The sequence below is a fragment of the Marinobacter sp. genome (assembly GCF_041690615.1).
Lineage (GTDB): Bacteria > Pseudomonadota > Gammaproteobacteria > Pseudomonadales > Oleiphilaceae > Marinobacter.
On the sequence record NZ_JAWLGY010000036.1, the window covers coordinates 1 to 21,615 of the forward strand.

The 21,615-nt window shown below is 60.0% G+C and carries 17 protein-coding genes; 8 read left to right on the plus strand and 9 right to left on the minus strand.

The features are described 5' to 3' along the window. Positions 1-88: 88 nt before the first annotated feature. A complete protein-coding gene (locus ACESMZ_RS16690) occupies positions 89-1,297 on the minus strand; it encodes an acyl-CoA dehydrogenase family protein (protein ID WP_372958290.1) in 1,209 nt (402 codons plus the stop codon). Positions 1,298-1,615: 318 nt separating this feature from the next. Here ACESMZ_RS16690 and ACESMZ_RS16695 point away from each other — a divergent pair, with 318 nt between their 5' ends. Beyond that, on the plus strand, positions 1,616-2,125 hold the full coding sequence (locus tag ACESMZ_RS16695; RefSeq protein WP_372973032.1) for a hypothetical protein: 510 nt from the start codon (positions 1,616-1,618) through the stop codon (positions 2,123-2,125). Between the two features lie 88 nt (positions 2,126-2,213). Here ACESMZ_RS16695 and ACESMZ_RS16700 read toward each other — a convergent pair whose 3' ends face one another. The 3 genes from ACESMZ_RS16700 to ACESMZ_RS16710 all read right to left on the minus strand — a co-directional run bounded on the left by ACESMZ_RS16700 (position 2,214) and on the right by ACESMZ_RS16710 (position 4,925). Next, the gene (locus ACESMZ_RS16700) at positions 2,214-3,854 is read right to left on the minus strand and encodes a 3-(methylthio)propionyl-CoA ligase (protein ID WP_372973033.1); all 1,641 of its coding nucleotides are present in this window, start codon (positions 3,852-3,854) and stop codon (positions 2,214-2,216) included. Between the two features lie 211 nt (positions 3,855-4,065). Further along, entirely contained in the window at positions 4,066-4,482 is a 417-nt protein-coding gene (locus tag ACESMZ_RS16705) for a PaaI family thioesterase (RefSeq protein WP_372958294.1), read from the minus strand. A gap of 98 nt (positions 4,483-4,580) precedes the next feature. Next, positions 4,581-4,925, minus strand: coding sequence for a hypothetical protein (locus ACESMZ_RS16710; protein ID WP_372958295.1), 345 nt, complete (start codon positions 4,923-4,925; stop codon positions 4,581-4,583). A gap of 231 nt (positions 4,926-5,156) precedes the next feature. Between ACESMZ_RS16710 and ACESMZ_RS16715 the strand changes: the two genes are divergently transcribed. The 4 genes from ACESMZ_RS16715 (at position 5,157) to ACESMZ_RS16730 (ending at position 9,888) form a co-directional block, all read left to right on the plus strand. Then, positions 5,157-6,320, plus strand: a complete 1,164-nt coding sequence (locus ACESMZ_RS16715) for a C4-dicarboxylate TRAP transporter substrate-binding protein (protein WP_372958296.1) — start codon at positions 5,157-5,159, stop codon at positions 6,318-6,320. A gap of 107 nt (positions 6,321-6,427) precedes the next feature. Beyond that, positions 6,428-8,074: a class I adenylate-forming enzyme family protein gene (locus tag ACESMZ_RS16720; protein ID WP_372958297.1), complete on the plus strand. Its 1,647-nt coding sequence runs from the start codon at positions 6,428-6,430 to the stop codon at positions 8,072-8,074. Between the two features lie 133 nt (positions 8,075-8,207). After that, positions 8,208-8,594 carry a DUF302 domain-containing protein gene (locus ACESMZ_RS16725; protein WP_372958298.1) on the plus strand — a complete coding sequence of 129 codons (387 nt, stop codon included), beginning with the start codon at positions 8,208-8,210 and terminating at the stop codon, positions 8,592-8,594. Between the two features lie 154 nt (positions 8,595-8,748). Further along, positions 8,749-9,888: a C4-dicarboxylate TRAP transporter substrate-binding protein gene (locus ACESMZ_RS16730; protein ID WP_372958299.1), complete on the plus strand. Its 1,140-nt coding sequence runs from the start codon at positions 8,749-8,751 to the stop codon at positions 9,886-9,888. A gap of 51 nt (positions 9,889-9,939) precedes the next feature. On the opposite strand, the gene ACESMZ_RS16735 is transcribed toward ACESMZ_RS16730, so the two are convergent. Both ACESMZ_RS16735 and ACESMZ_RS16740 read right to left on the minus strand, forming a co-directional pair. Beyond that, positions 9,940-11,436: an amidase family protein gene (locus tag ACESMZ_RS16735; RefSeq protein ID WP_372958300.1), complete on the minus strand. Its 1,497-nt coding sequence runs from the start codon at positions 11,434-11,436 to the stop codon at positions 9,940-9,942. 25 nt (positions 11,437-11,461) lie between these two features. After that, positions 11,462-12,487, minus strand: coding sequence for a hypothetical protein (locus ACESMZ_RS16740; protein WP_372973034.1), 1,026 nt, complete (start codon positions 12,485-12,487; stop codon positions 11,462-11,464). A gap of 200 nt (positions 12,488-12,687) precedes the next feature. Here ACESMZ_RS16740 and ACESMZ_RS16745 point away from each other — a divergent pair, with 200 nt between their 5' ends. Then, positions 12,688-14,430: an autotransporter assembly complex protein TamA gene (locus ACESMZ_RS16745; protein ID WP_372973035.1), complete on the plus strand. Its 1,743-nt coding sequence runs from the start codon at positions 12,688-12,690 to the stop codon at positions 14,428-14,430. Beyond that, complete coding sequence (locus tag ACESMZ_RS16750; RefSeq protein WP_372958303.1) at positions 14,427-18,179, plus strand: translocation/assembly module TamB domain-containing protein; 3,753 nt, start codon at positions 14,427-14,429, stop codon at positions 18,177-18,179. The genes ACESMZ_RS16745 and ACESMZ_RS16750 overlap by 4 nt, the downstream gene beginning before the upstream one ends. Positions 18,180-18,216: 37 nt before the next feature. Here the strand turns inward: ACESMZ_RS16750 and ACESMZ_RS16755 are convergent, their stop codons facing one another. From ACESMZ_RS16755 to ACESMZ_RS16765, 3 genes are read right to left on the minus strand one after another with little or no spacing between them, the layout of a single operon-like run. Next, complete coding sequence (locus tag ACESMZ_RS16755) at positions 18,217-18,936, minus strand: SIMPL domain-containing protein (RefSeq protein WP_372958304.1); 720 nt, start codon at positions 18,934-18,936, stop codon at positions 18,217-18,219. Beyond that, positions 18,929-19,705, minus strand: a complete 777-nt coding sequence (locus ACESMZ_RS16760; protein WP_372958305.1) for a gamma-glutamyl-gamma-aminobutyrate hydrolase family protein — start codon at positions 19,703-19,705, stop codon at positions 18,929-18,931. The genes ACESMZ_RS16755 and ACESMZ_RS16760 overlap by 8 nt, the downstream gene beginning before the upstream one ends. After that, positions 19,698-20,693: an amidoligase family protein gene (locus ACESMZ_RS16765; RefSeq protein ID WP_372958306.1), complete on the minus strand. Its 996-nt coding sequence runs from the start codon at positions 20,691-20,693 to the stop codon at positions 19,698-19,700. The genes ACESMZ_RS16760 and ACESMZ_RS16765 overlap by 8 nt, the downstream gene beginning before the upstream one ends. 234 nt (positions 20,694-20,927) lie before the next feature. Between ACESMZ_RS16765 and lexA the strand changes: the two genes are divergently transcribed. Continuing rightward, positions 20,928-21,545, plus strand: coding sequence for a transcriptional repressor LexA (gene lexA / locus ACESMZ_RS16770; protein WP_372958307.1), 618 nt, complete (start codon positions 20,928-20,930; stop codon positions 21,543-21,545). Positions 21,546-21,615: the final 70 nt, after the last annotated feature.

Sequence of the window (21,615 nt, forward strand, 5' to 3'; positions counted from 1 at the left end):
CGGCATCGGGGCGAGGCCTTGAACCGGGAGATGGTCCAGGTCAAGGAGGCAACTTCAGCAAGTCACCGAAGGGTTCTGTTGTTGATTGTCAGCCGTTATCCCGCTTCCAGTCCCGCTTGATCTTCTTGGCCAGGGACCACTTGTGGACTTCGGTGGGGCCGTCGTATACGCGGAAAGCGCGGATTTCGCGGAAGACCTGTTCCACAATGGTGTGCTCGGTCAGGCCGTTGCCGCCCATCACCTGGACGCAGCGGTCGGCAATGCGCATCAGGGCTTCACTGACGGCCACCTTGGCCATGGAGCTTTCGGTACCGCCTTGTTCGCCCCGGTCGAGGACGCTGGCGCACCAGTCGATCATCAGCTGGCATTGCTGCAGGTCGATCTTGTTTTCGGCCAGCATGAAACCGACGCCTTCGTGGTCAATCAGCTGCTTGCCGAAGGCCATGCGACGGTTGACGTAGTCGGTGGCGATCTCGTTGGCGCGGATACAGGCGCCAAGCCAGCGCATGCAATGAGACAGGCGGGCCGGTGCCAGACGTACCTGGGCGTAGCGGAAGCCGTCGCCGGCGGCGCCGAGCATCTGGTCTTCCGGCACGCGCAGGTTTTTGATGGTCAGGGTGGCATGGCCGCCAGGCATGGAGCTGTCCATGGTATTGGGCACGTTATCGATCTGGATGGCCGGGTTCGGCAAGTCCACCAGGAACATGCTGGCCCCTTCCGGCGCCTTGGCCATGATGATACCCACGCCTGCGCCCTGGGCACCGGTGATAAACGCCTTGCGACCGTTGATGACCCACTCGTCGCCATCTTTGTGGCACTCGGTCATCATCATGGACGGGTCAGAGCCGGCACCGCCTTCCTGGGACGGCTCGGTCATGAAGAAGGCGGAGCGCTTCTCGCCGGCCACGATGGGCTTGAGGAAGCGTTCCTTGATCAGGTCGCTACCCATCTTGCCCAGCAGGAACATGTTGCCTTCGTCTGGTGCGGCCGTGTTACAGGCCAGCGGGCCGAGGGGAGACAGGCCGCTGCGGATCAGCACCATGGCGGTGCCACGCTGGCTCAGGTGGCCGCCTTCCGGGAAGATGTGGGGTGTGAGTACGCCGGCCTCCCGGGCCTTGGCGCGCATCTCCTGGGTCAGCTCGTCGGTGGGGCAGTCGTGGTGGTCCCGCCGTGGGTCGCTTTCATAGGGAATGACCACGTCGCGAACAAACCGTTCGACTTTCTCGGCGATTTCTTCCGCCCGAGCCCGGTCCGGAAAGCTGTCGTCAGTGATCGGGTCCATGGTGGTGTTTGTCATTGTTGTCTCCGGCAAAGGTCTTGCAGGCAGGTCGCTCCGTGGAAAGGTAGCGATGCCGATCAGTCACGTATAGGTATCATTGTGGCTTCGTGGGCCGTGAGCGCCATCGTCGTTATGGACGAAATAGTGCGAGCGCTCTATAGATTAATGGGGGGCGATTGGCCAGACAAGCACTTTTGTTAAGGGGGTGGAGCGAAGGCCGGATTGCGGGTTGATCTGGCGCAAAATGGCGGGTGGTTCCCCAGGCCATGCTGGTGAATGAATGATTCATGCGCTTTACTGAATTTGTCGTCAACAGTATTTCGCAGGAGGTTTGCAATGAACAGAATTGCGCGATCTATCGCCGTTTCCATGATACTCGCTGCACCTGTCGCCCTGGCTCAGGGTCAGGGTCAGGGCCAAGGTGGGCCTGGTGGTCCCATGATGTCCCAGGAGCAGATGCAGCAGATGGATCAAAATATGTCCCGCATGCAGGAGATGAACCAGAGAATGCGGGGCGATACCGGACAACAGCGCGAGCAGCGGCATGAGTTGATGCAACAGCATATGGAACAGATGCAGCAGCACATGCAGATGATGCGGGGCATGTCCGGGCAGCAGGGAATGATGAACAATCAGGGTATGGAGAATCGTCAGGAGGGCGGTAACAGCCCGGGTATGCGGAATAACCAGGGCATGTCCCCTGGTCAGGGCGGCCAGGGTCAAGCCGGCTCGGGGATGAATACCGATGAACGTGTTCAGCTCATGGAGCAGCGCATGGACCAGATGCAGTTGATGATGGAGCAGATGCTGGAGCACCAGCGTCAACTTCAGCGTGACTTGCAGTGACGTTTAACCCCAGTAAATTGCCGTAATGGTCGGGGCCTCTCGGCCCCGGCTATTCCGAAACCTGGCTTCGGGTTATTGTTGGGGTTACTCAGGAACTCTCTGCTGCGACGTATCCTTTGAACTGCTCCCGTAGCTTCGTTTTGAGCAGTTTGCCGGTGGCGGTGTGGGGCAGCTCGTCGACGAAGGCGATGTCATCCGGCAGCCACCACTTGGCGACCCGTTCACCCAGGAATTTCATCAGGTCATCGGCGGTCACCGTGGCGCCTTCTTTGGCAACGACGATCAGCAGTGGTCGCTCCTGCCAGGTCGGGTGATGGATGCCGATGACAGCGGCTTCGGCCACGTCAGGGTGTGCTACCGCCTGGTTCTCAAGCTCCATGGTGGAGATCCACTCGCCGCCAGACTTGATGACGTCCTTTGAACGGTCAACCAGTTGCAGGTAGCCATTGTTGTCGATGGTTGCGATATCGCCGGTCGGGAAGTACCCATCGGCGTCCAGTTGGTCACTGTTGTCTTTTTTGAAATAGCCTGCGGCAATCCATGGGCCCCGTATCATCAGGTTGCCGACTGACTCGCCATCCCAGGGTTGCTCGTTGCCTTCGTCATCGGTGATCTTGGACTCGACGCCCCAGATGCCACGCCCCTGCTTGGACTTGATGGCAAAGCGCTCGTCCTTGGAAAGGTTCCTGTGCTTGGGTAGCAGGTCGCCATTCACGAAGCCGAGGGGGCTGGTTTCTGTCATGCCCCAGCCCTGCATGACGTCAATACCATTATCTTCGAACCGTTCGATCATGCTCCTTGGTGGCGCAGCGCCGCCGATACTGACCTTTCTGAGGGGTAGTTTTGAAAGCTCCAGCTCGGGCTTTGAATCAATGTACTGCAGGAACATCAGCCAGACGGTTGGCACACCCTGGGAGAAAGTGACACCCTCCGAGGCCATCAGGTCATACAGGTTTTCACCATCCAGCCGGGGGCCGGGCAGCACCACCTTCGCGCCGGTCATGGCGGCCGCATAGGGGACGCCCCAGGCATTGGCGTGGAACATCGGAACAATCAGCAGCAGGCACTCGGACGCGCTGATGTTGGCGCCATCCGGGGTTGCGGCCATGACGGTATGGAGCACGGTGGAGCGGTGGGAGTAGAGGACGCCCTTGGGATTCCCGGTGGTGCCTGAGGTGTAGCAAAGCGATGAAGCGGTTCTCTCGTCAAACAGCGGCCACTGGTAGTCGGGTTTTTCTGCCTGCACCAGTTCCTCGTAACAGTAGAGGTTTGGCAGGTCCATCTCCGGCATAGAGTCCTTGTCGGTCATGGCAACATAGAATTCGACGGACTTCAGTTTTGGCGCCAGTTTCTGGACCAGGTCGGTAAAGGCGATGTCGAACATCAGCACCCGGTCTTCTGCGTGGTTGATGATGTATTCAATCTGCTCTTCGAACAGACGGGGGTTGATGGTGTGCAAGACTGCACCAGAGCCTGAGACGCCGAAGTAAAGCTCCATGTGACGGTAGGTATTCCAGGCCAGTGTGCCGACCCGGTCACCTTGCTCGATGCCCAGTTTTTCCAGTGCGTTGGCCACCTGTTTGGACCGGTTTCTCAGCTCAAGGTAATTGGTCCGGTGAATAGGACCTTCTACCGTTCGGGTGACAATTTCCGAGTCCGGGTGAAACCGGGCGGCGTGCTCGATGAGGGAGGAAATCATCAGGGGGTGCTCTTGCATGATGCCCAACATCGCGATCTTCCTTATTGTTGTTGATGTTCCAGAGAACCGCGGCGCCTCCCTGTCGGGAATGGCCGCGAATGCGTTGAAGCTAATAGTGAGCTTGATTGCTACTTAAACAACGTAGAAGTGACCGGGAAATCCGGCCATCGTCGGAATGGACGAATTATGATCAAGGGCAAGGAGGTACCGGGAGAGAAAGGAGCACTACAAAAGTAGGTTTTCAGCCTGGAACATTGGCCATGGTTGCCTGCATCAAGGCAACGGTTTTTACACTTTCGCCAGAGTAGGCAAGAACCTCGCCCCGGCAAACCGACAGCATCCGGCCAGCGGTTTCCAATTTGCCGATGGCCACAAAACGCTCACCGACGGCGGGTCTGACAAAATTGGTTTTGAATTCGACGGACACCACGGTATGTCCTTCAGGTGCCCGGGTCAGGGCAGCATAGCCGCAAGCGGTATCCACCAGGCTGGTTACAACGCCGGCATGCAGGTAGCCAAGCCCCTGGGTAAGGTCTGCCGAGAAAGGCAACTCTATCTGGACTTCACCGTCGGCAACCGACAGCAGGCGGGCCCCCAGGGTTTTCATCAGGCCCTGGACATTGAAGGTGGATTCGAGGCGGTTCCGGAGATCGTTCATGGGGTGGCTTCGGGTCACTTGTCAGGATGGTGTTGAACTACCTGGCACAGGGCCAGAGTGGTGTGGTCGCAGCAGTGTAGTGTTCTGTACGCAGACCCCTAGCTCGCCTTGCGCTGGTTTCGCAGCATCTGTGCTTCTTCCAGGGGCAGCCACTGTATATTGAGCTGATTCTTCTCGATGTTCACGACCCCCTGGCAGAGGTTGGCCTGGTGCTGGCTGGCCCGGTGGCTGATCAGGTCATCCAGGAGTTCCAGCAGTGCGGACTTGAATCCCGAGTCCTGAAGTCTGCGCTGGTCGTTCCGGGGAAACTGCCAGGTGGCATGGCTCAGGCGTTCTCCTTCATCTGCAAAGAAAACGACGTCTCCTGTGACCGTGGTATTCCCCAGATACTGGCTTGCCAGTTGTGCCAGTCTCTCTTGGTCCATGGACGGTGTATAAGACATTTCTGTGCTCCTGATGCTTCAATCACCTGAACGCCGATCTCCACCAGACGCCTGTCCGGCAGTGCAGCTCTCCCTTCCCTTGTATGGTCGCACCCCTGGTCTGGATAGGGAACTAATAAACAGAATATCCGCATTCCGGAGGTCAGCGCAATAATATTGACCGATCGTTTGGTGGGTACTAGGTTGAGTCTTGTACCTTGAAACAACAATGACAAAAAACGGGAGATCATCATGAGCGGTATAAGAACTACAAAAACGTTTCTACTCGGCTCCCTGGCCGCAACCTCAATCCTTTCATCAGTCAGTGTTGGTGCAGAAACATTAAAATACACAACGGGTTACCCGCCCAATACCACTGCTGCGATTGCCGCAGAGGATTACGCCAGTTATCTGGATGAGCTATCCGGTGGTTCCCTTACGGCGAAGGTGTATGCCGGGTCTTTGCTTTCCTTCGCCGAGACTCCCTCTGGCATCGCCCATGGTATGGCAGATAGCGGTCTGCTTTTTCTCTCCTATTCACTGGCTGAATTCCCATACTCCAATATGGTCGCAGAGCTCACCATGATGCTCGAAACGACTGGTGTATCTCCGGAGAAGGCTGGCCTGGCCTATGCAGGAGCTATGTCTGAGTTCATTTTTTCCGACTGTCCCGAATGCACAGAAGAATTTGTTGAGCAGAATCAGGTTTTCCTTGGCGGGGCAAGCAGCCCCCCCTATTGGCTGCTTTGTACCACGCCAGTGACTGACATGGACGATATGCAAGGCAAGCGTTTAAGGGCTGGAGGTGCCCAGTGGTCACGATGGGCGGAAGCCATGGGCGCGACACCGATATCTGTCTCGGCAGCAGAAACCTATGAGGCCCTGAGTCAGGGCGTTATTGATTGCACGATGATCGTTACCACAGATCTTTCGGTCTGGAAGCTGGATGAAGTGGTCACGGATATTACCGTCCAGGTGCCTGGCGGTGTTTATGGTGGATCTGCCATTAACAATACCAACCTGGATGTGTGGAAAAAGCTTTCGGTAGATCAACGAAAGGCGCTGGTGAAGGCATCGGCCATGTTGTCTGCAGAAGCAACCTGGGGGTATGTGCAAGAAGGTCTGAATAACCTGGAAGCCGCACGGTCGAGTGAAGATATTCAGGTTCACGAGCCTTCTGATGCCTTGGTTAAAAGGTCAATAGAGTTTATTGCGAATGATATCGAAGCGGTGGCGGCCAATTATGAAGAGCGTTTTGGTATCGAAAATGCCCATGAACGGATTTCAGGATTCAGGGAAGTACTGAACCGCTGGTCGGATCTGGTCGAGGACGTTGATGATGCGGATGAGTTGGCTGAACTCTACTGGAGGGAGGCCTTCTCCAAGATCGATGTGGAGCGTTATGGTCTCGAGTAACCCATGATCGATAACGAGCTTTGACTCCGGGATTATGACAAGGATGTCGCCGAGCCCGGTGAGCGTCGCAGTGGTGCTTTGACTATGAAGGTTCAGGGGGAAAGAAGGTGACAGAACAAAGATTCGAGCAGCGGTTCTGGCAGCAATTGTATGACCCGGGCCAGCCCGGGGAGATACGCCAGGAATTTGGAGATATGTTGTCGGTATTCCGGGATGCGGTGCGACAGCGTCCGGACATGCCGGCCATTCTGTATTTTGACGGCAGCTTGTCGTTCAGTGAGGTCGATAAGGTATCGGACCAAATGGCCAGGGCATTTATCGACAACGGACTTGGCGCTGGTGACCGGTTACTGATGGTGATGCAGAACGTGCCGCAGTTTGTGCTGGTACTGATCGCTGCGTGGAAGGTCGGAGCGATCGTGGTGCCTGCAAACCCCATGTACAAGTCGAAAGAGTTCGAATTTGTCCTTGAGGATTGCGAACCGACCATCGTTGTTCTGCAGGATGAGTTTTACCGCGCCGTTGGCAAGGACGTTACCGAAAAACACGGGGTGGGAAAGGTCTATGTCACCTCGGAGGCGTTTTTCCAGGGGGAGAGCGATCCGAGGGTATTCGGTGATACGCCCTCCGGTGCAGGGTGCCCGGAATTTATGGAGGAAGTTTCTCCGTTGCCGGCAGGCGACATCCCCGTTATTGAGCTGACGGATACGGACACCGCAACCATCGTCTATACCTCCGGTACGACCGGCAAGCCCAAGGGTGCCATGCACTCCCACGGCAACCTGTCTTTCAACGCCCAGGTATCACGGGAATGGCTCAGAATGGAGCCAGGTGAGCCTAACCTGGCCATAGCGCCGTTGTTCCATATTACCGGGCTTGTGGGCAACCTTTGTTCGGCGCTGCTGGCCGGGTCGCCCCTGGTACTGTATCGGCGATTCGTGCCCGATATGGTGCTGGACGAGATCAGAAGGCACAAGCCGGTGTTTACGGTCGCGCCAATTACCGCATTGATTGCCCTGATGAATGTTCCCGGCGTGAAGCCTGGTGATTTCGAGAGCTTCCGGCTGGTACTTTCCGGCGGGGCGCCGGTACCTCCCGCCGTGCGCGATGCCTTGCGGGAAAAGCTTGGCATCGTGGTCCGCAATGCCTATGGAATGACGGAAACCAGCGCAACGGTGACCGTGACGCCCCTCCAGTACGAGGGGCCGGTCGACCCGAAATACGGCGCCCTGTCGATAGGTGTCCCGGTGTTCAACACCGATATCCGAATCGTGGACGACCAGGGGAAAGAAGTATCCGCAGGGGAGGAGGGGGAGCTGCTGATAAAGGGGCCCCAGGTCATCTCCGGATACTGGCGGAGGCCTGAAGATCAGTCGATTGTTGATGGATGGATTTCGACAGGCGATATAGCCACAGTCGACAAGGACGGCTGGGTTTACCTGATTGACCGCAAGAAGGACATGATCATTGCCTCCGGTTACAAGGTCTGGCCCAGGGATGTGGAAGATGTGCTTTACACTCATCCGCAGGTTCGCGAAGTCGCCGTTGTGCCAGCGAGGGATGATTATCGTGGTGAGACCGTGAGAGCCGTCGTCAGCCTGACGGAAGGCGCAACGGTGACGTCGGATGAATTGATCGACTATTGCAAGGAACGCCTGGCGGCTTACAAGTACCCCAGGGTCGTCGACATTATCGACGACCTTCCCAAAACCCCGACAGGGAAGATTTTGCGGCGGGCCTTGAAAGAGACCTGATTGCTTGTTGGATTGCATACCGGCCAGGGGCAGTATGGCGCAGAGGTGATTTTGCGTTTGCATGGCCAGAGGGCCACTATGGAGATCGGGTTTTCTGGTTGCTCCCTGTCACCGTTCAAACGAGGAGGTTGATATGACTTACACCATGGACCGCATCATTCCGGATGCGGACTTTGAAACCGTTGATGAACGCACCCGCAAGGCCCTCGCTGACAAGGGCTTTGGCGTACTGACGGAAATCGACGTCAAGGCAACCATGAAGAAGAAGCTGGACAAGGACATGCCCGGCTACCGCATTCTGGGGGCCTGTAATCCCGGCATGGCCTGGGAGGCCATTGGCACCGAGCCGAAAGTGGGGGCGATGCTGCCCTGTAACGTGATCCTGCGGGAAACCGGCGATGGCATTGAGGTCAGCGCCATTGATCCGGTGGAGTCGATGATGGCGGTTAACAACGATGACTTGAAGCAGATTGCCGCAAAGGTCCGCGATATGTTGGCTGAGGCCGTCCAGGCGATCTGATTCGCTGGCCGTTCAGCGGGGTTTCGGGAGCGGCGGGAGGTGGAAGATAACACTTTGCAATGCGGGAACCATGGATTCCCGGCGAAGGGATACGTATAGTTGGGTTCGAACCAATATGGTTTCAATTTGAAACAAAAATAAAGGAGTTCCCCCAATGAAAAAGTATCCCCTCGCTGCGGCTATCGGTCTGATGGCCATGGGTTCTGTGGCTGTCCAGGCGGCCGATCTGCGGTTTGCCTCGGGCTACCCGCAGGGCAGTATTACCAGCGACGCCCTCGGTGTCTTTGAGGAGCGCCTGGGCGAGCTGTCCGATGGTGAAGTGGGCGTTCGTGTATTCGAGCTGTCTCTGTTGAACCTCAAGGAAACCCCGTCCGGTATCCGTGACGGCATGGCCGATATGGGCGTGGTGCTCACGCCGTACTTCCCGGCGGACTTTCCCCACACTAATATGGTTGCGGAAGTCTCCATGTCCATCGAGCTGACCGAGCGTGGCTCATCCCAGGCTGGACTGGTTTACACCGGTGCCATGTCTGAATTCATTTTCAATGAATGCACCGAGTGCCGTGACGAGTTCGCAGCCCAGAACCAGCTTTTCCTGGGTAGCGCGGCGACCCCGCCGTATTCCCTGCTGTGCCGTGAGAAGATCGACAGCCTGGAAGACCTGGAAGGCAAGAACCTGCGCACCTCCGGTGCCCAGTGGGCACGATGGGCCGAGTCTGTGGGCGCCAACCCCATCACCATGTCCGTGAACGAAATCTATGAAGGCCTGAGCCAGGGTGTGGTGGATTGCTCGGTCCAGTCCACGTCGGAACTGTCGGTGTTCAACCTGTTCGAAGTGGTGGACGACATCACCGTGAACTACCCCAGTGGCACGTTCAGCGGTGTGGGTTCTGCCAACATCAACCTGGACAGCTGGCGCTCGCTGAGTGAGGAGCAACGCCAGGCACTGCTGGAAGCCACGGCAATTCTGTCTGCCGAGTTCAGCTGGGGCTACGAGAAGGGTGCCGTGGATAACGAGCGCACCGCCGAGGAGCAGGGCATTGGCCTGACCCAGCCTTCCGAGGCCATGGTGGAAAAGAACCGCGAGTTTATTCGTGAAGACCTGAAAACCATCGCCTCCGCCTACGAGGACCGCTACGACATCCAGAATGCGGATGAGAAGATCGAGCGCTTCCGTGAGTTGCTGGCAAAATGGCGCGAGCGTATCGATGGCGTCGAGAGCAGCGAAGAGCTGGCAGACCTCTACTGGGAGCATGTGTTCTCCAAGGTCGACGTCTCTCAGTACGGCCAGTAATTCCCTTCAGGACGGTTTAACCCGGCCAGGGACGGCCTTGTCCAATCTTTATCAGTCTGGCTGTTCGCCCGAATAGCCAGGCGGCGCCCTGAAACCGGTCAGCCCTTCTTCTTCCAGCAATTTTGCGAATCCCAGGGTCGTCAGATCCCGGCCCGGTGCCCCGATTACCTGGATGCTGTAGGGCATCCCGCCGTTGGTCACACCCGCCGGAACGGTGGTTGCGGGCAACCCCAGCAGTGTTGCCAGGGCAATCCAGCAGAACTGGTCGTGGTAGGGACGGCTCTCGCCGTTAACCTGGATCTTCCGGCGATAGGGCGGGTCACTCTGGTCGTGGCGGATGGCGGTTACCGGGTTTACCGGTGCCAGGATAACGTCCACTTCCCGGAAGACTTCTTCCACCTGTTCCCGCATTTTCTCCCGGGTTTCGTTCCAGTGCATCCAGTGGCCGATGGTCTGGCTGGTGCCACGGGCGAATTCCGCCATACCGCAGGTCATGGGTGTTACCCGGCGCAGGGGCCTTTCCGCAAGAGCGAAGAGTTTGAGGCGCCGCTTCTGGCGACTGGTCATTCCGCTGCCCAACAGGCTGCCCAGCAGGTTGAAGTAGGCCGGCATGATGTGGGCCAGGGATAACAGCGGGTGTACCAGCTCCGTCACGAGGGCGCCGCGGGTGGCCAGGGTATCGGCGAGTTTTCGATAGCTGTTGGTCAGTTCGTGGTCCACGGGGCATTCCGGGTCGTCCAGCCACAGGCCAATGCGGGCTTCAGCCAGGCTTTCAACCGCTGACGGTGCCATGTTCAGTTGCCAGCTCCGGGCCAGGTGAGGGCGCGGCCCGGCGATAATCTTCAACAGCGTTTCCAGATCTTCTGCCGACCGGGCCATGGGCCCGCCTTCTGCCAGGTCTGGCTGGCTGATGGTGCCTGGCGGGCCGGGGATATGGCCGCGGAAGGACACCAGAGTGCGGCTGGGCTTGTGCCCGAACACACCACAGAAGTGGGCCGGTGTGCGGATGGAGCCGGCCAGGTCGCTGCCGAGTTCCAGCGGTGTCATGCCACTGGCCAGGGCCACGGCGGAACCGCCGGAGGACCCGCCGGGAGTGTGGTCCCGGTTCCAGGGGTTATAGGTGGTGCCGTAAACCTGGTTGTAGGTCTGTAGGTCAGAGGCGTAGTAAGGCACGTTGGTCTTGCCGATAATAATGGCGCCAGCGTCCTGAAGGCGTCTGATCACATCGGCGGGCTGTTCCGGACGATAGCCGGACAGCACCGGTGCGCCGGCACAACAGCCCAGGCCGGGCACTTCCCAGGTGTCTTTTACGGTCATGGGCAAGCCATGCAGGGGGCCGCAGGGTTCGCCGGCCTGACGTTGCCGGTCGGCTTCCCTGGCCAAACCCAGGGCCCGTTCCTCGTCCAGGTCGATCACGGCGTTGAGGGCGGGGTTGTGTTCTTCAATGCGCTGGAACAGGGACCGGGTAAGAGCCTCACTGGTCAGCTCGCCTGCTTCCATTAACTGCAGCAGTTGGGAAGCCGTGCGGTAATACAGCGGTTGGTCCATGTACGTCTCTCGGGCCATGGCGGGATCAGAGTTCGTCGCGCCACCGTTTGTGGTGAACCTGATCCTTTATAGCGTCAATAATTTCCAGTGTCAGGTTGATCAGTACCTCATTATCCTGGCGGCGGGGCACTTCGGGTTCTCCGGTGGTGTCGAAGGTCCTGGGTTGTGGCATGAACACATCGACCAGGTCGGCAATGAAGTCGTGGTTGCGGCTGCTGGACAGGTCTTCCATCACCTGGTTGATGATGTTGGCGGTGATGTCGCCAATGGCCTCCTCCAGCGTGCCTCGCACCTGGTTACCGAAGATGGGCAGCAACTTGAGGCGGGACAGTTCCGGGTTCTGGCGGATAGCCTCGCTGATGCGCTGTTCCATATATCGGCGCAGGGCCGCCCGGTTCGGTACGTACCCCTGGCTGGCCATATCGGCCACCCGGTCCGATATCCAGCCCGCCAGGACGTCCCGGCGGGGCAGGATGATGTCATGCTCGATGCGGTCGAGCAGCGGGGAGCCCCGACGTACTTCTTCCTGCATGCCTGACAGTACCTTCAATACAATGCGGTCGGACAACTCTTCCATGAAGGCTTCATAGTAAAACGCGAGAAACTGGTAAAGCCGTGTCTGCGTAAAGTCGATAACACCGTAGCGGTGCAGGCGGTAGATGATGCTGATCACCCGCAATACTCGCAGGAAGCGCATGCCGCTGGTCGGTATACAGCCAAGCAGGTCGTACCAGTGGATAAATGGATAAAAATACCACCTCTGATAAAGCTGGATGCGTATGGCGTACAGCCAGCGCACGAAGAACTCTGTCAGGAAGATGCTGACGAAGGTCAGGTCGTAGAAGATGAAGTTGCGGTGTACCGGGTGGTAGGCATTGTAGAATGCCGGCAGGGATTGCTGGAAAAAGTCCTGGATGGCCGCGAAGCTGTATATGGAATCGAAGATAATCAGTGTCAGGTTGAGGATCAGCAGACCCAGCATCAGAAAGTCGACGACAAACCAGACAGTCTGATGGCTTTTCTTGAGATTCTCCCTGTTGATGGTGAACATCCGCTGGCAACAACTCCCCTGACGCCTGGTTGAATGGAAAGTGTCCGGCAACGCCCCAGGCGATCAGTATTTGCCGCCGATTCATGGTGTTGTCAGACGCTTTCTAACAGACTAGCGTATTTGGACGTTCACGACGAACCCCTGACAGGGTAGCTATTTGCCGGGGAATAACTACGGGCGCCGTTAAACCGGAGCAGGATTTGCGAACCAATTACACATCAGGAAGATTCTCCTTCGGCGCTGCGGCCTCGCTGCTGCTGGCACTGGCGCCTTTGGCAAGCGCCAACCAGGTCGATATCCGGATTGAGGGGGATTACCCGCAACTTCTGCAGAACGCCCGTGCTTTCGTCGGAGAGGTGGAAAACCGCAGCCGTCCGTCGTTGCGTCGCTACGGTCGCACCGCGGAAGATCAGGTCCGTGAAGCCCTGCGAGCCCTGGGTTACTACAGTCCGTCTATTACTCGTCGTATTCAGGACGGGGACCCGCCAGTGCTCATTCTGGACGTGGTACCCGGCGAGCCGGTGCGAATCGCCTCCCGTGAGGTTACGATTTCCGGCCCTGCCTCGGAAGACCCCGAATTCAGCACCGATCTGCCGGAGCGACCGGCGGAAGGTGATATTCTTGACCATGGCCAGTATGAAACCCTGCGCCAGGTGATCAGCAGTCGCGCCTCACGCCTCGGCTACTTCGACGGGGAGTTTGAGGAGCGAACCCTAAGCGTCAATCCGGACACCCGCGAGGCAGACATCCTGCTGCACTTTGTCAGCGGCGAGCGCTACCGCATGGGGGAGGTCAGCTTCAACAAAGACCATGTGTTCGACCAGTCGCTGTTGCAGCGATTCGTACAGATTGAGCCGGGTGCTCCCTACCACGCTGACAAGGTGGCGGAGCTGAGTTCAGACCTGTCCGACAGCGGCTACTTCGAGCAGGTACTGGTCACCGCGCCGCCCTCGGAAGCGGAAGACGGCACCATTCCGGTCACCGCCCGCGTCAGTGAGCGGGATCCCCGCTCGGTGGCGGCCGGTGTAGGCTTCTCCACCGATGTGGGCCCTCGCTTCCGGGGCACCTGGACCGAGCACTGGGTCAACGAGTGGGGCCACCGCCGTGGTGCTGAAACCGAACTGTCAGCGCCCCGTCAGAACATCACCGGCTGGTACGAGTTGCCGCTGGACCCGCCAATGACAGACTCCATACGGCTTTCGACAGGTTACCAGCGGGAGGATATCGAGGACGTGCAGTCAGACCGGTTTACCATTGGCCAGCAGTGGCGGCACCGGATGGATAATGGCTGGACCCGGGTGCTGTCCATGCGCTGGGAAAACGAGCGGTTTGATATCGGTAACGCGGAATCCGGAAATACACGGTTACTGTTGCCCGGTGTGGCCTACTCCAAACGCCACGCTGATTCGCCCATCGATCCGTCCCGGGGCTACAGGCTGCAGTTCGATGTGACCGGCGGTTTGCGGGACGCGTTTTCGACAGTGGATGTGCTGCATGTGAACTCGGAAGCCCGGGGACTGATTACGCTGGCGGAAAACCACCGTTTCCTGACCCGGTTCCAGCTGGCGGGCGTGGCCACCAACCGGTTTTCGGATGTGCCGCCGTCACTGCGGTTTTTCGCCGGTGGTGATCAGAGTGTCCGGGGTTATGGTTATGAGACCCTGTCGCCGAAAGACAGTGATGGCAACGCCGTGGGCGGGCGATACCAGATGGTGGGCAGCGTGGAGTATCAGTACGCGGTGGCGCAGAACTGGCGCCTTGCGGCTTTTGTCGATGAGGGTAATGCCATCCATAACCTGAACGACTCCCTGGCCACTGGTGCCGGTGTGGGCGTGCGCTGGATCAGCCCGGTGGGGCCGATCCGCTTCGATGTGGCCAAGGGTCTTGATGACGAGTTTGGCGGCGGCTGGCGCCTGCACTTTTCCATGGGGCCGGAATTATGAGCCGGGCGAGCCGTTTGTTGACCAGGGCGTTCAAGTGGTTGCTGGTCACTCTGCTGATTGTGCTGTTGTTGTTGGTGATCGTGGTTGGCGCACTGCTGGCGGCACTGCGGTCCGACACTGGCACTGCCTGGGTGCTGGAGCAGATTCCGGGGCTTACCACGGAACAGGCCAGCGGTTCGTTGCTGGGGCAGTGGCAGGCCGCGCAACTTTCCTGGAGCGGGTATGGTGTGCAGGTGCATGCCGAGGAACCTGTCATCGACTGGTCGCCCACCTGCCTGTTCCGAAAGACCTTCTGCCTTGACCGCCTTGAGGTGGCGTCGCTGGACGTTACCCGGCTGCCGGACGGCATGGCGGAAGACGATGAAACTTCCGGGCCGGTGCAACTGCCTGAGGTCAGCCTGCCGGTCAGTCTGGATATCGGCGCAGTTGATGTTGGCATATTCCGCTTCAATGACACCCTGATCTGGGACCGGCTGACACTGCAAGGCGGCGGTAGCGGCGCGGACTTTCATATCCGTGAACTTGACCTGACCCGGGAAGACGTATCACTGGCGGTCAGCGGCCGCGTGGAAACCCGTGGTGACTGGCCCCTGGCACTGGACGTGGATCTGACCCTGCCGCCGCCGGAGGGCGACCAGTGGCGTATCGCCGGCCAGTTGCGGGGCAGTGTGCGTGATCTGCGGGCGGACCTGGCGTCCAGCGGTTATCTGGACGGGGACCTTCAGGCCGAGATGGCTCCGCTGGCCCCGGGCCTTCCCGCCAGTGCAGAGTTCCGCTCCGATGCCTTCCATGCCCTGGATACCCTCCCGGAGACCCTGACCCTGCAGGACTGGCAGCTGAATGCCGGGGGCAACCTGACGGATGGTTACCGGATCAATGCCCGGGCGCAGCTTCCGGGGCAACGGGGACCGGTGGACCTTGACCTGTCTGCCCTGGTGACCGCCCGTGAGGCCAGCGACGTGCAACTGAACCTCACTGGCCCGTCCGCCGAGGGTGATGGCCAGGCCGGGCTGAACCTGGACGGTGCAGTCGATTGGGCGGATGAGCTTGCTGTCCGCGCCAGCGTGAACATGGGGGCCTTTGCCTGGTATGACCTGCTACCGGATATGACGCCACCTCCGGTCACGATTACGGCCCTGCAGGCAGAGGGTGAATACCGCAACGGGGAATACAGCGCCATTGTCGACCTGGACGCGTCCGGTCCCATGGGTGACGCCACGCTCGACAGTCGTGTAAAGGGCGACCTTGAAAAGGTACGGCTGGAAGAGCTGACCATGACCACCGGGGGCGGTCGCCTTCAGGGAGAAGCGGAAGTCGGCTTTGCCCAGGCGCTGAGCTGGCAGGGTGAGTTCCTGCTGGAGCAGTTTGATCCCGGTTACTGGGTGCCGCAGGCATCGGCCAGCATCAATGGCAGTGTCACCTCCCGGGGCCGGCTGGATGATGAAGGTCAGCCGGAATTCACCGCCGCCTGGGACCTGGAAGGCCAGTGGCAGGAGGCGCCGCTGACCAGCCGTGGCGAGCTGAAGGCGGCCGACCGGCAGTGGCAGATTCCGGAAGTGATGGCGACCATCGGCGATAACCGGCTGGCACTGACCGGCCAGTTACAGGACCCGCTGGGTGAGACGCCAGCGGTGGATATTGAGGGCGATCTGGATTTTCCCCAGCCAGAGGTCCTGCACCCGGAGCTGGCCGGCAGCCTGCGGGCGGAGTTTGCGGTGAACGGTCCACTGATGACCCCTGCCGGCACACTCGAGGCGTCCGGCGAAGGCCTGGCCTGGCAGAACCAACTGAGTATCAGTGACCTGACCCTGAGCGCTCGCCTGGATGAGAATCAGGCCCTTGAGGCCACGGTTGCGGCCAGCGCCATTCAGGCAGCCGGTCAGACCATTGAGCAGGTGGAGGCCGATCTTTCCGGCACCCTGGATGATCATCGATTGAACCTGGCCGTGCAGCACCCCCAGGCGGTTCTTGAGACGACGCTGGCCGGAAACTGGGCGGCGGAAGAGGGCGGTCAATGGAACGGGCAGCTGGCGGAAGGGCAGGTACACCTGCCGGAACCGGACCAGACCTGGCGGCTTGAGGCCCCCGCAGACCTGAACTGGCGTAATCAGACCCTGACCCTTGGGGCCCATTGCTGGCGCTGGCAGGACAGCACCCTGTGCGCCGGGGAACAGCCGCTGTTACCCGATACCGAGCTTGATCTGGAAATCAGCAATCTTCCGGCATCGGCACTGTCACCCCTGCTGCCGGAAACCATTCGCTGGGAGGCTCGCATAGATGGCTCGCTGGTGCTGGCACTGGGTGGCGAGGGGCCCACCGGTCAGGTGCAGTTGTCCGCGGGGCCCGGCGAGGTAGAGGTGGTGCTGGATGAAGACTGGGAGACCCTCAGCTACCGGACTCTGACGCTGTCAGCCGACTTGACACCGCAGCAGGCGGATGTGGCCCTGCGGCTGGACGGTGATGGACTGGGAGCGTTGTCGGTAGATCTGACCGTGGATCCCAACGCTCCCGACAGGCCGGCGAGCGGCACGTTCAGCCTGAGCGACTTTGATCTGGCCATGGTGGGCTCCCTGCTCAATATGGAAGAAGTGAGCGGGCTGGTTGAGGGCTCTGGCACATTGGAGGGGCCTCTGCTGGCTCCCAGGGTAAATGGCGAGCTGGTGCTCTCCGATGGTCGTGTAATCGACCCCATGGTGCCCATCCCGGTCTCTGATCTGAACCTGAGACTGGCCTTTAATGGCAAGCGGGCCACCCTGGAAGGCGGCTGGCAGAGCAACGGTACCGGCCGTGGCGAAATTGGCGGCGCGCTGGACTGGGAAGATACACCGGTGCTGACGCTGGTGCTGGAAGGCGACCAGCTGCCCCTCAACTACGAGCCCTATGCCCAGCTCGAGGTATCACCGGACCTCGAGCTGCGCTTTGTGGATGGCGACCTGGCCATCACCGGCCGGGTGGCGGTACCCAGCGGTCAGATCGAGGTGCGCGAGTTACCGGAACAGGCGGTGTCGGTGTCTGATGACGAAGTGATTGTCGGCCGGGAACCGGAGCCGCCACCTGTCCGCTCGATGAATATGGATGTCACCGTAGTGGTGGGGGAAGATCGGGTCTCCTTCGAGGGGTTCGGGGTTACCGGCGATCTTGAAGGCGAGCTGCGAATCGGCAACAACATGGATACCCGGGGCGCCCTGCAACTGGTGAAAGGGCGCTACGAGGCCTTTGGCCAGGAACTGGACCTGCGGCGGGCGCGGCTGGTCTTCGTGGGCTCGGTAGGCGAGCCCTACCTGGATATCGAGGCGGTGCGGCGGGTCGACAATGTCGTGGCGGGCATTCGCCTCAGTGGACCGGCAAGCGAGCCGCAGACCGACGTCTTCTCGGAGCCGCCCATGGCCCAGGACCAGGCGCTGTCCTATGTCATTCTGGGGCGCCCGTTGCAGAGTCAGGGTGACCAGGGGCAGGTGAGTCGTGCGGCACTCTCCCTGGGACTCAACCGGGCCAGCGGGCTGACCCGGGGTATCGGTGAGGCCTTCGGCATACAGGATCTGACCCTGGAGGCGGAGGGCTCCGGAGAGGATTCCGCCGTGGTGGCCAGCGGCTACCTCACCGAGGATCTCAGCCTCCGGTACGGTGTGGGTCTGTTCGAACCCATCACCACGGTGGCCCTGCGGTATGACCTGGGCCGCTATTTCTACCTTGAGGCAGCGAGCGGGCTGGCCTCGTCACTGGATATTTTCTATACCCGGGATTTCTGATCGCCGAAAGCCCGCTGGACGTGCCCGGCCGTTCCGCCTATTCCATGGTGAACGTCGCCTGCACCGTGGCCGTGATCTCCCGGGGCCCCACTTCGCTAACGGTGTCGGCCTTTGCTGACGACTCCGCCATACGCATCATCACCGGCCCACCGCCGGAGGCCTGCAGGTTCAGGGACTTCACTTCGCCACAGGTCATGTCCAGTTGGGCGGCGGCAAACCGGCAACGTTCCCGGGCATTATGGATCGCAGCGGCCAGGGCGTCCCGCTGGAGTTTTTCCTCGTCGGAGTGGAAAAACTGGTGCTGACCCAGGCTGTAATTCATTCCCAGGTTCTGGGCTTTCTCCAGTACCGGATTGAGCAGATCCAGGTCATGGATCTCGAACGTGATGGTCTGGCTGGCTACCGCCATGGTCTCCGGTTCCCCCCCGGAGGTGCCCCCGTCCCGTACTGGTCGGGGTGGTTCCCGGCGTTGATACAGGTGGGCCGAGGCGTCGCTGTAATCCACCAGTTGGTTTCGGATCTCGCTGATTGCCTCCCGCCATTGGGCCATGGTGGCGCCAACCTGCTCCAGGGCTCTGTCGGCGTCCCGGTGCTCGGCGTTAATGGAGAAGCTGAGCCTGGCGCTGTCCGGGATATAACGCACCTGGCCCTCACCGCTCAGGCTGACTTCCGGGGCGCCGGCAAGTGCAGGGCCGCCCGGTATCAACAGGGCCAGCAACAAGGGGCTGAGGGCACGATGAAAATGGCGTCTAATCATGGTCTGTTCCTTCTGACGTTGGTGGCAGGCCCTCCGGTTGCGGGTATTCACCCCGGGTCAGGCGGGCCAGCTTCAGTTGCTCGGCGGTGCGCACAAAGTCCTGGAATATGCGGCGGTGGACACCGTGATACAGCAGATATTCCGGGTGCCATTGTACGCCCATCAGCCACTGTCCATGGGTATTCTCGATGGCCTGCACGAACAGGTCGTTGTCCACCGCGCTGATCCTCAGGCCGTCACCAAGCCACTGGATGGCCTGGCTGTGGATGCGGTTGGCCCCGATCTTCCGGGTACGGGCAATACGCCCCAGCCGGGTTGGTTCCACAATACCCACCGGCTGCAGGGGCAGTAACAGCGGTCGGTGGCGGGTTTTTACCCGCAGGGGTGTTACGTCCTGGCACAGGGATCCGCCCCGGAATACATTGATCAGTTGCGCCCCCCGGCAAATGCCCAGCACCGGCAGATGCAGTCGCTCTGCTTCGGCCAGCAGGGTCTGGTCGGTGCTGTCCCGTAACTGGTCATAACGCGCCTTGATGGCTGGCTGCTGGCCGTAGAGCTCCGGGTGGATATGGCTGCCGCCGGACAATACGATGCCATCAAGCAGTGAGACGTCTATGGGGCTGCCGGGGCGGATAAAGTGGGTATGGGCGCCGTAGAGCCGCAGCCCCAGGGCAATCAGGCGATCAGATGTGCGTTTGCGGGCGGGACCGCTGATGCCGATGGTGAGGCCCGGCACTTCCTCTTCCGGGCCCTGATCTGCTTCAGACATAGCCCAGGTTTTCCAGCCACTGCTGGCAGCGGGAGCGCCAGGTACTCGTGAGGTTGCGGAAGGACAGGGTGCGGCTCTCCCGGAACAGGTCGTTCAGTTCCCGCTGGTGCTCCCGGTTGGCGACAATCTGCTCCAGCACCACCCAGTCGTTCCAGACTGTGGAGAAGTGCCAGCGTGGGTTGTCGATGTCGCAGTCCGGCAACCGGTAATGCAGGGTGGGGCGGGATTTGATGCGAGGATCCTGAACGTACTCGGCCAGCAGGTTCTTGTCGATATGGGCAAACAGGGGCAGCAGGTCCAGTGCCCGGTTGCGGGTGGGGTTGTCTTTCAGGTAGTCCCGCATCAGGGTTTCGATATCCGGTGCATAGTTCCGGCCGACCAGCCTGTCCACGTACTTGCCGGACCAGGGCTCGATATAGGTAGTTACCTTGCGGCTGAAATCCAGCTGGTGGCGGCCCTTCAGCCAGTCATAGAGGGCGGCGAAGGTCTGCAGGTAGCGACGCAGGGTGTCTGCGTCCAGCGCTGGCAGCTCCGGGTTCAGCTGGAGCCCGAAGGCATAGAGGATGGCTTCACGGCTGCCTACCGCCCCGGCTTCTCTCAGGTGCTCCACCAGTTCCTCAATCGTCTCGAGCTTTTCGAAGGGGATGGGGGGCGTCACGATCTCCAGGGGCACCAGCCGCTCGGCCGCATAGTCGATAACATCCATCGCGTGGCCACCCAGCTCCCGTAGTGACTCGGGCACGCGCTCGTCCTGAAGGTCCAGGTCCTTGATGGGGTCCGAGTCCAGTTCCACGGTGAACTCCCCCAGGGCCGTGTCGATCCGGCTGACATAGCGGCTGGCGGTACTGGCCTTGCCGCCGAGCAGATCCGCTGTCAGCGCCACCAGTTTTTCGTAGCTCATGCCCGAGATTTCGATTTCCACCCCGACCCGGCGTTTTTCGCCGTCATTCGTGGTGAGAATGTCCGGCATGTGGCAGCGCTCTGGCATGTTGGTATGACTCCCTGGGAAGTTCCGGCAGCGCCGGTTGTGGTGAAGATGATCAATGTAACAGCTTACCGGCCCGCTGGAAAAATGTTGGTGCTGGCGGGCGGTGTGATCCGCCTGGAGGATGATTTTGGCGTCCGGGCAAAAGTCCGGGTACGGGGTTTACACTGGATAGAATACTGTATAAAGTTAAGTTACTGTATATAACACCAGCATCTGCCACGAGGGCCACTGCTCATGAAACTCACCGCGAGACAAAGCCAGGTACTGGATATCATTCGCCGTTACGTGGATGAAACCGGGTATCCGCCCACCCGTGCGGAGATCGCCGCAGAGCTGGGTTTCCGTTCTGCCAATGCGGCCGAAGAGCACCTCCGGGCGCTGGCCCGCAAGGGGGCCATCGAGATGGTGCCGGGCACCAGCCGGGGCATTCGCCTGCCGGAAGAAGAACAGGACCCGGGGCTGCCGGTGATCGGCCAGGTGGCGGCGGGCAGTCCTATCCTCGCCCAGGAACACATTGAAGACTACTGCACCCTGCAGCCGGAGTTTTTCACCCCGTCCGCCGACTACTTGCTGCGTGTCCGGGGCATGAGCATGAAGGACATCGGCATTCTCGACGGTGACCTGCTGGCCGTCCACCGAACCCAGGATGTTCATAACGGCCAGGTGGTGGTTGCCCGTGTTGGCGAAGACGTGACCGTCAAGCGCTACCGCCGGGAAGGTACTCAGGTGTATCTGGTGGCTGAGAACGAAGAGTTCGAACCGATTGTGGTGGACCTGCGCGAGCAGGAGCTGGTGATCGAAGGTCTCGGGGTTGGCGTGATTCGCCGGTCCGACCTGCACCAGGTGCATTGATTCTTCAGGCTGGTGCCACCCGGCATCAGCCCGCAGTATTCCGGGAGGAAGTCATGGAACAGCTGGGTTT